Below are 13,879 nucleotides of genomic sequence, written 5' to 3' on the forward strand. Positions count from 1 at the left end.
GAACCTTGCACCTTATTGTCTTTGCAGCTCTTGGCCAGCAATGTGTCTTGAGATAAGATAATGGAAAGATTCTTAACGTCAAGATATTTAACGGTGAGATAGATGGATCGCGCCGCGAAAGCCATCGAGCAGTGGAAGAAAGAACGGCCGGATCTGGATGTTTCTCCGATGGCCGTGCTTGGACGGTTGAACGAAGCCTCGTCGCTGATTGCACGAGAACGCCTCGCTCCGCTGTTTGCCCGCTTCGGACTGCAATCCGGGGAATTCGATGTGCTGGCGACGCTGCGCCGTTCCGGGTCGCCTTACGCGCTGACGCCAACTGCCCTCTATGAAGCGACGATGGTGACGTCGGGCGCCATGACCAACCGGCTCGATCGGCTGGAGAAGGCCGGCTTGATCCTGCGCGGTCCGCACCCCAACGATCGGCGCGGGATCGTCGTGCAGCTGACCGGAAAAGGTCTCGCATTGGTCGATGAGGCGGTCGCCGCCCACGTCGCCAACGAGCACGAGATCCTTTCCGGTCTGACGCGCCAGGAGCAGGACACGCTCTCCCGGCTGCTCGAAAAATTGATAGGAAGCGTGGGCTGAACAGCGGGCACAGTCAGAGACCAGCGACGGAAAAGGAGGAATCAATTCGGCTGATCGGAAGCCCTTTTGCCATCTTGCCGCCCTAAGATCCTCCGATGTCGCCATCGCGCGAAAGAGACGATGATGCCCGCAAGCCAAGCCGGGGCATCGAGATGGAGCAAGGCATCCCGGGCGCCAGCGATCTCCCGGGCTTTGAGTGCTGCGTTGGAATAGTCAACTGGCCGATCCTGTCTGGCTTCGACCAATCGGCAAATACTCTCTCCATTCGGCAGTTTCGCTGCGAAGGCCAGTTCACGTTCCATACAGACCTGTTCCACCCGGTCGCGCAATTCCTGCTCGTAGCCAATGCCCCCTTGATGGAGGCGCGCATGCGTGGCTTCATGCACGATAGCACCGGCGATCTGCTCGGTCGTCGTGTGCTCGCCCAGAACAAATCGTTCATCGAGCTCACAAGTCGACGTCGAATTGACGAACTGGCCGGCGGCACCGGTATTAGTCGTAATCCAGATCCGCTTGATATCCTGGACCACGCGTCTGTAGCGAACAGGATCGAAATCGCTTATCAGTTGAAGTGCTGCAGCAACCTTGTCCGTAGCTTCACTGCCTTTGTGTTTGCTAAAAACGATCACCATTCCGCTGATCGTATGCTTGGCGCTCGCCTTCATGGCCAGCCAATTGAGAGTGTCCTGCCACACGATTGAAAAAGGTCGCCGTTCAGGCTTCCCGCGCCGACGCGACGTGGTCACGGGCACTCAGTTCCGCTCGTCCGGGAAGCTTGGAATCGGCATGAATTCAACGCCTTCCTCGGCCAGACTCTTCGCCTCCTCCAGCGTCGCCTCGCCATAGATGCCGCGCGGATCGCTCTCGCCGAAATGGATCTTGCGCGCTTCCTCGGCAAACTTGTCGCCGACATAGTCGGCGTTCTCGCGCACCTTCTCGGCCATCGCCTTTAATTGCGCCAGCGCCTGCTTCTGGGCCTCGCCCATGGCTAGTGCGATCTTCTCTTGCTTGCGACCGGTGGAGACGGCCGGCGCCATCAACGCCTTCTCAACCTTGTGCGAGCCGCAGGTCGGGCAATCGACGAAGCGACGCTTCTTCTGGGTGTCGAAATCGTCGTTGCTGCGAAACCAGCCCTCGAATTCGTGCTCGTGCTCGCAGATCAGAGAAAACCGGATCAAGATGCTGCACCCCTGAGTGGCAATGCCTCAGCCTGTCCGCCGTTTACGGCAAAATCCCGCGCATTTTTCAGGTTTGGGATCTTCTTGCGCGCGGCGGCCGACTGCGCCGGGTCGATCTCGGCGATGATCACCGCCGGCTCGTCATGTGCCGCTTCCGCGACGATGCGGCCCCAGGGATCGACGATCAGCGAATGGCCATAGGTCTCGCGGCCGTCCTCGTGCAGTCCGCCTTGCGCCGCGGCAACGACATAGGCGCCGTTCTCGATGGCGCGCGCCCGCAGCAGCACATGCCAGTGCGCCTCGCCGGTCTGGCGGGTGAAGGCGGCGGGCACCGAAAGCAGGTCGGCGCCGGCCAGCGCCTCGGCGCGGAAGAGCTGCGGAAAGCGCAGATCGTAGCAGACGGCGAAACCCAGCCTCGCACCATCGGTCCCGGCGCCGCTGATCTCAGTGACAACGGCCTGGGTGCCCGGCTCGTAGGCGGCGGATTCGCGCCAGCTTTCGCCGTTGTCGAGATCGACGTCGAACATGTGGATCTTGTCGTAGGTGGCAATCGTCGCGCCATCCGGTCCGAACAGAAGCGCGCGGTTGGCGAGCTTGCCGTCGGCGCGCAGGATGGCGGTCGAGCCGATATGCAGGAAGACGCCAAATTCTTTCGCCAGCTTGCGCGAGGTCGAGACGATGATGTCCTTGTCCTCGGAAGTGAAGGAGGCGGCCCGCGCTTGGCTGTCGCGGATCAGCGCACCGGTCATTTCCGGGGACTGGATATAGGTCGCACCCTGGCCCGCGGCCTCGCGCACCAGCCGCGCCAGATCGACCGCATTGCGCTCGGGGCTGGTGCCCGAACGCATCTGAATCGCCGCTGCCTTGAAAGCACCCATCGTCACATCCTTAATTCGTCGAGACATTGGCGAGCAGACGGTCCAGCCGGCCCTCCGCCTCCAGTTCATGGAGATCGTCGCAGCCGCCGACATGCGTGTCGCCGATGAATATCTGCGGAAAGGTCGAGCGGCCATTCGCGCGGGAAATCATTTCTCGGCGCAGTTCCGGCGAGAAGGACGCGTCGTGCTCGGTGTAGGCAACGCCCTTGCGCTCGAGCAGCCGCTTGGCCGCCACGCAATAGCCGCACATCATCCGTGTATAGATCGTCACATCGACCATCGGTCAGCAATCCTGCCTTTCTCCAATCTATATAGTCGCGGACTCGTCGGCCCGAAAGTCCCCCGGCAGCACGCGCGCAAAGGTCAGCACGTCGACGGTCCCAGCACCGCCCTTCTTCAGCGCCTTGGCGACCGCGCGGACGGTGGCGCCGGTGGTATAGACATCGTCGATCAAGAGCACCCGGCGGCCGGCGATCTCGATCTCGGCCTCCTCGGGCACTCTGAATGCGGCACGCACATTCTCCTCGCGTTCCCGCCGCTCCAGCCCGACCTGCTGGCGGGTGAGTTTGACGCGCCTGACAGCGGAGGGCGCAAAATGCAAGCCGCCAAGTTGCGATACCGCCCTTGCCAGTTCCGCCGACTGGTTGAACTGGCGCTTGAAAAAACGCCGCCAGTGCAGCGGCACCGGCACGACCACATCGGCTTCCGCGATCAGTTCGGCACCGGCGCGCAGCATCCAGCGCGCCATCCACGGCGCGAGGTCGGTGCGATCCTGGTATTTCAACCCTTGCACCATCTGGCGGGCGACACCGGAGTAAGCGACCGCGGCCCGCGCGCGCTCGAACGGAGGCGGGTCGGCGATCGCCTCGGCCGACAGGAACCCCTCGCCCATGTGATGGATGAACGGCGTGCCCATCACCGGGCACCATGGCCGCTCCAGGAGCCTGAGCTTCGGCCAGCAGGCGCCGCACAGTACGCCGGGCTGCGAGACATGCCGTCGACAGCCGGCGCAAACCGGCGGAAACAGGATGCGCGCCGGCCAGCCCAATGCCTTTCGAGCGATACTCTTGATATCTGGCATTGGATCGGCCACGTGGTTGCTCCTCCGCCACCCTATATCAGAGAGCGGAAACCAGGAACCGTCAGTTGCAACCTATAGTAGACACTTCTCTCTGGCTGGCGCACAAGCGCCGGGCGTTCGCCCGACCGACTGCCGGCGCGGATTTCCTGATGCGGCGGGCGGCCGAGGAGCTTGCCGAGCGGCTGGGCGCCGTCGAGCGCAAATTCGACAGAGCGGCCGTGCTGTTTTGCCAGACGCCGGCGGCGGTCGACGTGCTCGCGACAAGCGGCAAGGTTACGGACATCATACGCGTGGAGGCGGACGCTATGTTCCTGGGCGATGCCACCGGACTGGTGGCGCCGCTGGAGACCGTGCCGTTCGAGCCGGAAAGCCTCGACCTCGCCGTGTCTCTTTTGTCCCTTCAGGCAATGAACGACATTCCCGGCATGCTGGTGCAGATCCGCCGCGCGCTGAAGCCGGATGGTCTTTTCCTCGGCGCTTTTGCCGGCTCCGGTACGCTTTCCGAGCTGCGCGAAAGCCTGCTCGCCGCCGAGACCGAGCTTTACGGCGGGGCCAGCCCGCGCGTCATCCCGTTCACCGACGTGCGCGACGCCGGCGCACTTTTGCAACGCGCCGGCCTGGCCTTGCCCGTCGCCGATGTCGAGACGGTGACGGTGCGCTACGATTCCCTGTTCGGTCTGATGGCGGACCTGCGGGCGATGGGCGAAACCAGCGCGCTCATCGACCGCAGCAGGCGACCGGGCACACGAAGGCTGTTTGCCCGCGTCGCCGAAATCTACGCCGAGCGGTTTTCGGATGCCGATGGTCGCATCAGGGCGAGTTTTCCGATCGTCTGGATGTCAGGCTGGGCGCCCGACGCCTCGCAGCAAAAACCGCTGAAGCCGGGCTCGGCGAAAATATCGCTGAAGACGATACTGGAAAATCCCAGCGGGCGTTGACCGGATTTCTGTCGACCGGACTTTTATGGATGCTGGTGGCCGGTCGCGATCACTGCGCGAAAGCGTTCACAAGCCTGCTGGAATTGTCGCTGAACAGCCACGCCATTGCGTCAGCCGCCTGGCCGATGCCGCCTATGATGGTAAGCGACAGCACGGTCACGATCAGCCCATATTCGATGGCCGTCGCGCCGGTCTCGTCTTCCCAAAATCGTTGCAGCAATATTTTCATGGCCGTCGATCCCGCTTGCCGAAACCCTAGCGCCGACCTGTTAAGAAAGGTTAATGGCACAGGCTTAACAGGCGGTGAAACGGCTGCTCTAAACCATCTCAGCAGTCGCCGCTGCGCTTGCCATTGTCGCGTATCACGCAGACCGAACTGGGCAGCGGCTGCAGCACGCTCCTGCGCAGCGTGTAGGTCCCACGATGGCCGATCGAGCCCGTGTTTCCAATCGAGCCTGTGCTCCCGACCGATCCTGGGCTCCCAATCGATCCTGTGCTCATTCCATCGAGGCCGCCGGCAAAATGGTCGCGGGCGGACTGCATTCGCGCCCGGCTGTCGAGCAAGGGCGTCGCGATCAAGGCCAGCGCCACCGCGGCCGAGCCGAACAGCAGCGTGATCCGCAATATGCCCATGCCGGCATGGACAGCGCTAAAGCTGCGGTCGGGTCGGATCGAATCCCAGTCCCTGTCGAGGCTCATGCAACCGCCCTCCGAAGGCCTGAACACGGCCTTCCCTTCAATGTCCACGCCTCAATTTTCCACAGCGGGATAAATCTTCCATTAACGCTGTCTAACTCGGGCAGTGACGGCACAATCACAGAAGATCGATGAGGAACTGGATCAGCGGCGCGTCGGCCGGCGGCATCGGAAAATCGCGCATCTGGCGCGGCCGCACCCATTTCAGCACCTGCCCTTCCTTCGGCTGCGCGATGCCGCGGAAGCGACGGCAGACGAACAGCGGCATCAGCAGGTGAAAATCATCGTAGGAATGGCTGGCGAAGGTGAACGGCGCCAGGCAGGGAATATCGGTTTCGATGCCGATCTCCTCGTACAACTCCCGGATGAGGCATTCTTCCGGCGTCTCGCCGGGCTCGACTTTGCCGCCCGGAAACTCCCACAGGCCGGCGAGCTGCTTGCCTTCCGGCCGCTGCGCCAGCAGCACGCGGCCGTCGCTATCGACCAGCGCGCAGGCTGCGACCAGGAGCAGGCGCTTGCCGACAGGGCTTGGGCCGGTCATGCGCCTGGCGGCCGGCGATAATGGTAACGATAGACTTCGTCGAACCCGAGCGAACGATAAAGCGCCAGCGCCGGCGCATTGTCGGCCTCGACCTGCAGCCAGGCTTCCCGGGCGCCGCGCAGCCGGGCCCATTTCAGCGCCGACAGGATGAGGTGGCGGCCATGGCCCTGGTTGCGTACCGATCTGTCGGTGGCGATCTCGAACAGCCCGGCAAGATCGCCATCGTGGACGCAGATCAGCGTCGCCAGCGGTTCGGTGCCCTTTTCGAGCGCGAACAGCCCGGCTTCCGGCTGGATGGCGCCGATGATCTCCGACAGGCCCGGCCGCAGCGACACATCCGAGCCGCTTACCTTGAGCGACGCGCCGATGAAGCGGCTGATGTCCTTCAGCGGAATCTGGTCCATCGCGGCATCGAGCTGGGCGTCTGCCAGCGGCAGCCGCATCACCAGCGATTCGTCGAATGTGCTCCAGCCTTCGCTGTCGAGATGTTTGGAAAGGACCGGCCCCGACAGCGGCGATATGCGGAAGGTCAGCGGCCGGCCATAGGCGTCGAAACGGCGGCTGGCGCGGCCGATGCGCTCGGCAATGTGCTGGATGTCGCCCGGATCGAGCGGATTGACCGAATTCAGCCGCTTGGCCGGATGACCCGCCGTCAGCCGCACCACCCAGGTGCCGTCATAGTGGACCGCCGCCGCCGGCCAGGCGCGAAAGCCGGCCGCCTCGTAGCGGCGCACGATGGCAAGCACGCTTGCCGGATGTCTGGAAACCAACGCCATCAGCTCCGATAATCGCCGTTGATGGCGACATACTCTTTGGTAAGGTCGCAAGTCCACACCGTCGCCTTGCCGCGGCCGATACCGATATCGGCATGGATGCGGATCTCGTCGCGCTTCATGTAGGCCGATGTCGCCTCTTCGGAGTAGGCGGCGTCGCGCTCGCCCTCATGCGCCAGCCTGATATCGCCGAACCAGATCGACAGAAGGTCGCGGTCGGCCGGTTCGCCGGCCTTGCCGATGGCCATGACGACGCGACCCCAATTGGCATCCTCGCCGGCGACCGCCGTCTTGACCAGCGGCGAATTGGCGATCGACAGCGCGATGCGCTTGGCCGAGCGGGCCGATTTCGCACCGGTGACGGTGATCTCGACCTGCTTGCGGGCGCCCTCGCCGTCGCGCACCACTTGCAGCGCCAGCGATTTCAACACCTTGGCGAGCGCGCGGCGGAAGGCGCCGAGGCGCGCATCCCCGGCATCGGTGATGTCAGGCGCGCCGCGCCTGGACGCGGTGCCGGTGGCGAAGATCAGCAGCGTGTCACTGGTCGAGGTGTCGCTGTCGACGGTGACCGCATTGAAGGTCTTGGCCGTGCCGCGTGACAAAAGATCCTGCAGCACGGGGGCTGCGATCGGCGCATCGGTGGCGATGAAGGAGAGCATCGTCGCCATGTCGGGCGCGATCATGCCGGCGCCCTTGGCAATACCGTTGATGGTGACGTCGGCGTCGCCGAGTTTTACCGTCGCGGTCGCCAGTTTCGGATAGGTGTCCGTGGTCATGATCGCCTTGGCGGCTTCGGTCCACAGGTCCGGCCTGCCGTCCTTGACCAGTCCGGCGAGCAGATGGCTGAACTTGCCGGCATCCAGCGGCTCGCCGATGACGCCGGTCGAGGCCAGAAACACCTCGTCCGGCGTGCAGCCCGCAGCCTTGGCTGCAGCCTCGCCGGTCATTGCCGTGGAGGCTCGGCCCTTGCTGCCGGTGAAGGCGTTGGCATTGCCGGAATTGACGACCAGGACGCGCGCCCTGCCCTGCCCGAGATTCTGCCGGCAGAAATCGACCGGCGCCGACGGGCATTTCGACTTGGTGAACACGCCGGCGACCGTGGTGCCGGCATCGAAGACCATGGTCAGCAGGTCTGTGCGGTTCTTGTACTTTATCCCGGCCTCGGCGGTGGCGATGCGGACGCCCTCGATGTCAGGCATTTTGGGATACTTCTTCGGCGCGAGCGGCGAAATGGTGGCTGACATGAAGACCTCGGGCGGGAAAATCGCAAGGGGAACGCCGGTTTGCCCGATAGCGGGCGCCGGTGCAAGGGCGTTTTCCCGACCGTTGCGGACGACACCAACTGCCGGCAGCACGCTTGCGTCATTGGGCAGGATTGAGGAACCTCCGGAACATCTTCTGCACGCCCGGAATGAGGCCCCAGATCATGATCGCGACCATCAGCGGGGCGATGACCAGCGTGCGCTGCCAGATCTCCCACTGTTCGGTCAGCGGGAACACGACATAGAGGATGGCGGTGATCAGTGGATAGACGCCGGCAAGCACCAGCAGCGCAAAGCGGAGGCGCGAGAAGCGGGCGGCGGTCGAGGTCATTGGCTCTCTCCTTATCGTTACGAAACGTTCCGTTATATAAAACGGGCCGTTCCGTTTCGTCAAGAGGTCGTATATGCATGCTGAGGAAACCTGCCGATAAGGAAAAGCAGATGGGTGAGGACGCAGATCAGGCCCGCAAATCAATTGGCGCGCGGCGCAACCCCGACAGCGCCGACGCCATTCTCGACGCCGCCGAGGCGGTGCTGGTCGAGGCCGGTTATTCCGGCTTCTCGATCGAAGCGGTGGCGCGGCGGGCGCGTGCTGGAAAGCCTACGATCTATCGCTGGTGGCCGAGCAAGGCCGCTTTGCTCTTCGACGTCTATCAGCGGCTAAAGCGCGTCGACAACCCCGATACCGGAAACCTCGAGGATGATCTCGTCGGCTTCCTGAAGAACCTGTTCTCGCACTGGCATGGAACGTCCTCAGGCAGCGTCTTCAGATCGCTGATCGCCGAGGCGCAGTCGGATGCGACCGTCGCCGCCGTGCTTGTCGAATACACGAAAGGACGCCATGCCCATACCGCGCAGATGATCGAACGCGCCAAGGCAAGAGGCGAAGTGGCGGCCGACGTCGATTCCACGCTCGTCGCCGACCTGGTCGCCTCCTTTGCCTGGACGCATCTTTTGACCAATCGCCTCGACGAAGACGAAGCGACGCTGCGCAGGGCGGTTGGCTATGTGTTGAAGGGCATAGCCGCCGACGATGCCGGCTCGGTCAACGCCGCGGCGGTCCGGCGGAGGCGTCGACGCGTCATCGGTCGCACCACCAGGTAGAAGCGACAGGGGCGGCAGAGCAAAACCCACGCCCTGTCGTGATGGAGACCATCAGAGGCACAATTATCGGGGCGCGGCGCCGGCGCCAACAATTGATCGTCTCCATCATCTGCCGTGGCGGGCTGGCCTACTTGGTGTTTTCCAGCGCGTCGACCGTCTTCTTCAGCTTCTCGTCCGGGATCTCGACCTTGGCCTCGGCGCGCAGCGACTTGACCAGCGCGATGTACTTGTCGCGGATAACCGCCTGGCGGGCCTGGTCCTTGACCTGGTCGAAGGCCGGCGGCTGCTTGGCGCGCTTGTCCTCGACCTGGATGACGTGCCAGCCGAACTGCGACTGCACCGGCTGCTCGGTGTATTTGCCCACCGCCAGCGCGAAGACCGCCTTGTCGAACTCCGGCACCATCTGGCCGGGTCCGAACCAGCCGAGATCGCCGCCGCTGGTCTTGCCGCTCGGATCGCTGGTGTGCTCGTTGGCGAGTTTCTGGAAATCGGCGCCGCCGTCGAGCTGCTTGATGATCGTATCGGCCTCTTCCTTCGTCTTCACGAGGATGTGACGGGCATGCACCTCGTTGGTCGGCGGCGTGTTGGCGATTTCCTGATCGTAGCGGGCGCGAATTTCGGCATCCGTGACCTTGCCGACGACATCCTTCTCGACCATTTCGCCATGCAGGGCGCGCTGCTGCAGGAATGCCATGCGGCGCTGGAAGTCGGGATCCTTATCGAGGCCGGTGGTGACCGCCTGGGCAGCCATGACCTTGATTTCGATCGCCGCCGAAAGTGCTGCGGCGCGGCGCTGTTCGGGCGGCATCTGCGCGAACTGCTGTGACAGCTCGCCTTCGGCAAGGGCAAGGTCTGCCTCGGTCAGCGTCTGGCCGTTGATCGTGGCGACCACGGCGTTCGGATCGACCGGCGCGGCCGGTTGGGCGGGGGCGGCCGGTTGGGCCGGGGCTGGTTGGGCGGGGGCGGTGTCCTGCGCCATCAGCGGCGATAGCGACAGGGCCGACAGCCCGAATGCCAGGCCGAGGCTGGCGAGCGACGCGCGGCGGAACAATAAGGACATACGATTAACTCCAATGGGGGATAGCTAGAGCGGGATGGCTTCCAGACCAGCCAGATTGTGGCGGAATTTGGCACGGTCGACAGGGCGAGCGCGCCGTTGACATCGATTGAGCCCCCTCTTATCTGTCCAACGACTTTGCGTCCAGAACCGTTTTCCGGGCGCTTTTTGCGTTTGTCCGCGTTTCACGTGGATTTGATGGGACCGTCGGCACCCGTCGCAACGACTTGGAATGCTATTGAAAGGACCATTGAATGGTCAGTTTTGGCGGTCTCGCCCGTAAGGTTTTCGGCTCCTCCAACGATCGTCGGGTCAAGTCGACCCGACCGCGCGTCGAAGCGATCAATGCCATGGAAAACGAGATGCGGGCGCTCTCCGACGCCGAGCTGGCGGCCCGCACGGAAAAATTCCGCCAGGACGTCGCCAACGGCGCCAGCCTCGATGATCTCCTGGTGCCGGCCTTCGCCACCGTGCGCGAGGCGGCGCGCCGCGTGCTCGGCATGCGCCCGTTCGACGTCCAGCTGATCGGCGGCATGGTGCTGCACAATGGCGGCATCGCCGAGATGCGCACCGGCGAGGGCAAGACGCTGGTCGCCACGCTGCCGGTCTATCTCAACGCGCTCGCCGGCAAGGGCGTCCATGTCGTCACCGTCAACGACTATCTTGCCAAACGCGACTCCGAATGGATGGGCCGCGTCTACAAATTCCTCGGCCTTACCGTAGGCGTCATCGTTCATGGCCTGTCCGACGAGGAACGCCATGCTGCCTACGCCGCCGACGTCACCTACGCCACCAACAACGAGCTCGGCTTCGACTATCTGCGCGACAACATGAAATTCGAGCGCGCCCAGATGGTGCAGCGCGGCCACAGCTACGCGATCGTCGACGAGGTCGATTCCATCCTGGTCGACGAGGCGCGCACGCCGCTGATCATTTCCGGTCCGCTCGAGGACCGCTCGGAAATGTACAACACCATCGACGCCTTCATGCTGAAGCTCGGCCCGGCCGACTATGAGATCGACGAGAAGCAGAAGACCTCGATCTTCACCGAGGAGGGCACCGAGAAGCTCGAAAACCTGCTGCGCGACGCCGGCCTGCTCAAGGGCGAGTCGCTCTACGACGTCGAGAACGTCGCCATCGTCCATCACGTCAACAATGCGCTGAAGGCGCACCAGCTGTTCCAAAAGGACAAGGACTATATCGTGCGCAACGGCGAGATCGTCATCATCGACGAATTCACCGGCCGCATGATGCCGGGCCGCCGCTATTCGGAAGGGCTGCACCAGGCGCTCGAGGCCAAGGAGCATGTGGCGATCCAGCCGGAGAACCAGACGCTCGCCTCCGTCACCTTCCAGAACTATTTCCGCCTCTACAAGAAGCTCGCCGGCATGACCGGCACGGCGCTGACCGAGGCCGAGGAATTTGGCAACATCTACAATCTCGAGGTCACCGAGATCCCGACGAATCTGCCGGTGATCCGCATTGACGAAGACGACGAGGTCTACCGGACCGTCGAGGAGAAATACAAGGCGATCATCAAGGAGATCAAGGAAGCCCGCGCCAAGGGCCAGCCGACGCTGGTCGGCACCACCTCGATCGAGAAATCCGAGCAGCTGGCGGCGCGTCTGCGGAAGGAAGGCTTTACGGATTTCGAGGTGCTGAACGCCCGCCATCACGAGCGTGAGGCGGCGATCGTCGCCCAGGCGGGAAAACCCGGTGCCATCACCATCGCCACCAACATGGCCGGCCGCGGCACCGACATCCAGCTCGGCGGCAACGCCGACATGCGCATCGCCGAGGAGCTTGGCGATATGCCTGAAGGCCCCGAGCGCGAAGCCAGGGAAAAGGCAATCCGCGACGACGTCGCCCGGCTGAAGGAAAAGGCGCTGGCCGCCGGCGGCCTCTACGTGCTCGCCACCGAACGCCACGAGTCGCGCCGCATCGACAACCAGTTGCGCGGCCGCTCAGGCCGCCAGGGCGATCCCGGCCGCTCAAAATTCTTCCTGTCGCTGCAGGACGATCTGATGCGCATCTTCGGCTCCGAGCGCATGGACGGCATGCTGCAGAAGCTTGGCCTCAAGGAAGACGAGGCGATCATCCACCCCTGGATCAACAAGGCGCTGGAAAAAGCGCAGAAGAAGGTCGAGGCGCGCAATTTCGACATTCGCAAGAACCTGCTGAAATATGACGACGTCTCGAACGACCAGCGCAAGGTGGTGTTCGAGCAGCGCCTCGAGCTGATGGACGGTGAAGGCCTGTCCGAGACCATCGCCGAGATGCGCGAGGGCGTCATCGAGGAGATCGTCGCCAAGGCCATTCCCGAAAACGCTTATGCCGAGCAGTGGAACGTCGCCGGCCTCAAGGCCGAGGTCGCCGAATTCCTCAATCTCGACCTGCCGATCGAGGACTGGGTCAAGGAAGAGGGCATTGCCGAGGACGACATCCGCGAGCGCATCAGCCAGGCCGCCGAGACTGCCGCGAAAGAGCGTGCCGAGCGCTTCGGCCCCGACGTGATGACCTATGTCGAGCGCTCAGTGGTACTGCAGACGCTCGACCATCTGTGGCGCGAGCACATCGTAAACCTCGATCATTTGCGCTCGGTCGTCGGCTTCCGCGGCTATGCCCAGCGCGACCCGCTGCAGGAATACAAGGGCGAGGCGTTCGAGCTGTTCCAGGCGATGCTGGGCAATCTGCGCCAGGCCGTCACCGCGCAATTGATGCGCGTCGAGCTGGTCCGCCAGGCCGCCGAAGCGCCGCCGCCCGAGGCGCCCGACATGTTCGGCAGCCATCTCGACGGCACTACCGGCGAGGACGATTTTAACGGCGGCGAGACCGGGCTTCTGGTTCGCCAGGAGACCAACGCCATCGTCGCCCCCGAAAACCGCGACCCGAACAACCCGGCAAGCTGGGGCAAGGTCGGCCGCAACGAAGCTTGCCCCTGTGGCTCAGGCAAGAAATACAAGCATTGTCATGGGGCGTTTGCGTAAGCGAGCGCTTCTCTTCTCCCCGCCATTATACGGGAGAAGGTGCCCGAGGGGCGCATGAGCGGCGGCGCTGGGGCTCGCGATAAGCCAATCTCCCACCTGAGGGGAGATATCAGGCGGCCAGAGGGGGGTGCTGTCCCGAAGTGTTTATTATCAATTTTTGGCGATCATCTGGTAGGACAAACCATAGGAATCCTGACAGGCCGTCAATTATCGCGTTCGACGCAGCGAGCGAACAAAGAGAACAAGGGCTCCCAAAACAAACACGGGATTACGGTCACCGCGCCACCCCGTCCGCGCCAGAAACTCTGCCTGCCGTGGGTCTGGCGGACCAAGCGGTCCCCTGTCAACATGTTCCCGAGAAGGCGCAACTCGCTTTGCAGCCTTAAGCTCTTCAAGGCGCGCGCCCAATCGCTTAAGCCGCGCTTGCAGCTCTTTATTTATCAAGTGCTCCATGCATCTGTCATCGCACCAACTCTGGGTTGGAGCAACACCGCGCTACCCAGCCGTAGGGGGTTGGCTGGCGGACCTATTCCCTGGCCTTCTTTTTCGGGCGGTCGTCTGGATGCACGCACCAATCTGGTCGGGCGTATTCGGCGTAGCCTTTCAGGCCGGGGACCATCGCCAGCATGATGCATTCTTCAAGGCTCTGTCGTTTCGTCGCGTTCTGCCGCGAACGATGAATATGGAGCAGCGCTTGCGCTCCTGCTCGCGCCTTCTCCCCGCAAACAGGGCGAAGGAAGTATTCCACCCAACCGTTTCTTAATGTGTTTTCGCTACACCCAAACCCAGAAAAGAG

17 protein-coding genes are annotated in these 13,879 nt (G+C 63.3%); 4 read left to right on the forward strand and 13 right to left on the reverse strand.

Annotated features, from left to right (window positions below):
- Window positions 1–102: 102 nt before the first annotated feature.
- A complete protein-coding gene (locus ACWTU8_RS23480; protein WP_455850048.1) occupies window positions 103–588 on the forward strand; it encodes a MarR family winged helix-turn-helix transcriptional regulator in 486 nt (161 codons plus the stop codon).
- 41 nt (window positions 589–629) lie between these two features.
- Here the strand turns inward: ACWTU8_RS23480 and ACWTU8_RS23485 are convergent, their stop codons facing one another.
- From ACWTU8_RS23485 to ACWTU8_RS23505, 5 genes are read right to left on the reverse strand one after another with little or no spacing between them, the layout of a single operon-like run.
- Complete coding sequence (locus tag ACWTU8_RS23485) at window positions 630–1,334, reverse strand: hypothetical protein (protein WP_455850049.1); 705 nt, start codon at window positions 1,332–1,334, stop codon at window positions 630–632.
- A 6-nt stretch (window positions 1,335–1,340) separates the two neighbouring features.
- A complete protein-coding gene (locus tag ACWTU8_RS23490) occupies window positions 1,341–1,766 on the reverse strand; it encodes a DUF1178 family protein (RefSeq protein WP_455850050.1) in 426 nt (141 codons plus the stop codon).
- Window positions 1,763–2,644 carry a carbon-nitrogen hydrolase family protein gene (locus ACWTU8_RS23495; RefSeq protein WP_455850051.1) on the reverse strand — a complete coding sequence of 294 codons (882 nt, stop codon included), beginning with the start codon at window positions 2,642–2,644 and terminating at the stop codon, window positions 1,763–1,765. The genes ACWTU8_RS23490 and ACWTU8_RS23495 overlap by 4 nt, the downstream gene beginning before the upstream one ends.
- A gap of 10 nt (window positions 2,645–2,654) precedes the next feature.
- A complete protein-coding gene (gene grxC / locus ACWTU8_RS23500) occupies window positions 2,655–2,924 on the reverse strand; it encodes a glutaredoxin 3 (protein WP_455850052.1) in 270 nt (89 codons plus the stop codon).
- A 27-nt stretch (window positions 2,925–2,951) separates the two neighbouring features.
- Window positions 2,952–3,737 carry a ComF family protein gene (locus tag ACWTU8_RS23505; protein WP_455850053.1) on the reverse strand — a complete coding sequence of 262 codons (786 nt, stop codon included), beginning with the start codon at window positions 3,735–3,737 and terminating at the stop codon, window positions 2,952–2,954.
- Between the two features lie 53 nt (window positions 3,738–3,790).
- Between ACWTU8_RS23505 and ACWTU8_RS23510 the strand changes: the two genes are divergently transcribed.
- Window positions 3,791–4,663 carry a methyltransferase domain-containing protein gene (locus ACWTU8_RS23510; protein WP_455850054.1) on the forward strand — a complete coding sequence of 291 codons (873 nt, stop codon included), beginning with the start codon at window positions 3,791–3,793 and terminating at the stop codon, window positions 4,661–4,663.
- 49 nt (window positions 4,664–4,712) lie between these two features.
- Here the strand turns inward: ACWTU8_RS23510 and ACWTU8_RS23515 are convergent, their stop codons facing one another.
- The 6 genes from ACWTU8_RS23515 to ACWTU8_RS23540 form a co-directional block, all read right to left on the reverse strand.
- A complete protein-coding gene (locus ACWTU8_RS23515; protein WP_455850055.1) occupies window positions 4,713–4,892 on the reverse strand; it encodes a Flp family type IVb pilin in 180 nt (59 codons plus the stop codon).
- Window positions 4,893–4,990: 98 nt separating this feature from the next.
- A complete protein-coding gene (locus ACWTU8_RS23520; protein WP_455850056.1) occupies window positions 4,991–5,362 on the reverse strand; it encodes a hypothetical protein in 372 nt (123 codons plus the stop codon).
- Between the two features lie 115 nt (window positions 5,363–5,477).
- Window positions 5,478–5,900, reverse strand: coding sequence for a (deoxy)nucleoside triphosphate pyrophosphohydrolase (locus tag ACWTU8_RS23525; RefSeq protein WP_455850057.1), 423 nt, complete (start codon window positions 5,898–5,900; stop codon window positions 5,478–5,480).
- Window positions 5,897–6,676, reverse strand: coding sequence for a GNAT family N-acetyltransferase (locus tag ACWTU8_RS23530; RefSeq protein WP_455850058.1), 780 nt, complete (start codon window positions 6,674–6,676; stop codon window positions 5,897–5,899). Before ACWTU8_RS23530 ends, ACWTU8_RS23525 begins: the two co-directional genes overlap by 4 nt.
- The gene (argJ, locus tag ACWTU8_RS23535) at window positions 6,676–7,917 is read right to left on the reverse strand and encodes a bifunctional glutamate N-acetyltransferase/amino-acid acetyltransferase ArgJ (RefSeq protein WP_455850059.1); all 1,242 of its coding nucleotides are present in this window, start codon (window positions 7,915–7,917) and stop codon (window positions 6,676–6,678) included. Before argJ ends, ACWTU8_RS23530 begins: the two co-directional genes overlap by 1 nt.
- Before the next feature lie 118 nt (window positions 7,918–8,035).
- On the reverse strand, window positions 8,036–8,266 hold the full coding sequence (locus ACWTU8_RS23540; protein ID WP_065008468.1) for a hypothetical protein: 231 nt from the start codon (window positions 8,264–8,266) through the stop codon (window positions 8,036–8,038).
- Window positions 8,267–8,376: 110 nt separating this feature from the next.
- On the opposite strand from ACWTU8_RS23540, the gene ACWTU8_RS23545 reads away from it, so the two are divergent.
- Window positions 8,377–9,039, forward strand: a complete 663-nt coding sequence (locus ACWTU8_RS23545) for a TetR/AcrR family transcriptional regulator (protein ID WP_455850060.1) — start codon at window positions 8,377–8,379, stop codon at window positions 9,037–9,039.
- Between the two features lie 127 nt (window positions 9,040–9,166).
- On the opposite strand, the gene ACWTU8_RS23550 is transcribed toward ACWTU8_RS23545, so the two are convergent.
- Window positions 9,167–10,099 carry a peptidylprolyl isomerase gene (locus ACWTU8_RS23550; protein WP_455839981.1) on the reverse strand — a complete coding sequence of 311 codons (933 nt, stop codon included), beginning with the start codon at window positions 10,097–10,099 and terminating at the stop codon, window positions 9,167–9,169.
- A gap of 251 nt (window positions 10,100–10,350) precedes the next feature.
- On the opposite strand from ACWTU8_RS23550, the gene secA reads away from it, so the two are divergent.
- A complete protein-coding gene (gene secA / locus ACWTU8_RS23555) occupies window positions 10,351–13,083 on the forward strand; it encodes a preprotein translocase subunit SecA (RefSeq protein ID WP_455850061.1) in 2,733 nt (910 codons plus the stop codon).
- 526 nt (window positions 13,084–13,609) lie between these two features.
- On the opposite strand, the gene ACWTU8_RS23560 is transcribed toward secA, so the two are convergent.
- Window positions 13,610–13,831 carry a hypothetical protein gene (locus tag ACWTU8_RS23560; RefSeq protein WP_455850062.1) on the reverse strand — a complete coding sequence of 74 codons (222 nt, stop codon included), beginning with the start codon at window positions 13,829–13,831 and terminating at the stop codon, window positions 13,610–13,612.
- Between the last annotated feature and the right edge of the window lie 48 nt (window positions 13,832–13,879).

The sequence above is a fragment of the Mesorhizobium sp. BHbdii genome (assembly GCF_053848045.1).

What these genes read in the sequence shown, in the direction of transcription:
- secA (WP_455850061.1), top strand. Translation starts at nt 10,351, where the DNA reads ATGGTCAGTTTTGGCGGTCTCGCCCGTAAGGTTTTCGGCTCCTCCAAC.
- ACWTU8_RS23550 (WP_455839981.1), bottom strand. Translation starts at nt 10,099, where the DNA reads ATGTCCTTATTGTTCCGCCGCGCGTCGCTCGCCAGCCTCGGCCTGGCA.
- ACWTU8_RS23495 (WP_455850051.1), bottom strand. Translation starts at nt 2,644, where the DNA reads ATGGGTGCTTTCAAGGCAGCGGCGATTCAGATGCGTTCGGGCACCAGC.
- ACWTU8_RS23515 (WP_455850055.1), bottom strand. Translation starts at nt 4,892, where the DNA reads ATGAAAATATTGCTGCAACGATTTTGGGAAGACGAGACCGGCGCGACG.
- ACWTU8_RS23520 (WP_455850056.1), bottom strand. Translation starts at nt 5,362, where the DNA reads ATGAGCCTCGACAGGGACTGGGATTCGATCCGACCCGACCGCAGCTTT.
- argJ (WP_455850059.1), bottom strand. Translation starts at nt 7,917, where the DNA reads ATGTCAGCCACCATTTCGCCGCTCGCGCCGAAGAAGTATCCCAAAATG.
- ACWTU8_RS23525 (WP_455850057.1), bottom strand. Translation starts at nt 5,900, where the DNA reads ATGACCGGCCCAAGCCCTGTCGGCAAGCGCCTGCTCCTGGTCGCAGCC.
- ACWTU8_RS23540 (WP_065008468.1), bottom strand. Translation starts at nt 8,266, where the DNA reads ATGACCTCGACCGCCGCCCGCTTCTCGCGCCTCCGCTTTGCGCTGCTG.
- ACWTU8_RS23545 (WP_455850060.1), top strand. Translation starts at nt 8,377, where the DNA reads ATGGGTGAGGACGCAGATCAGGCCCGCAAATCAATTGGCGCGCGGCGC.
- ACWTU8_RS23480 (WP_455850048.1), top strand. Translation starts at nt 103, where the DNA reads ATGGATCGCGCCGCGAAAGCCATCGAGCAGTGGAAGAAAGAACGGCCG.
- grxC (WP_455850052.1), bottom strand. Translation starts at nt 2,924, where the DNA reads ATGGTCGATGTGACGATCTATACACGGATGATGTGCGGCTATTGCGTG.
- ACWTU8_RS23530 (WP_455850058.1), bottom strand. Translation starts at nt 6,676, where the DNA reads ATGGCGTTGGTTTCCAGACATCCGGCAAGCGTGCTTGCCATCGTGCGC.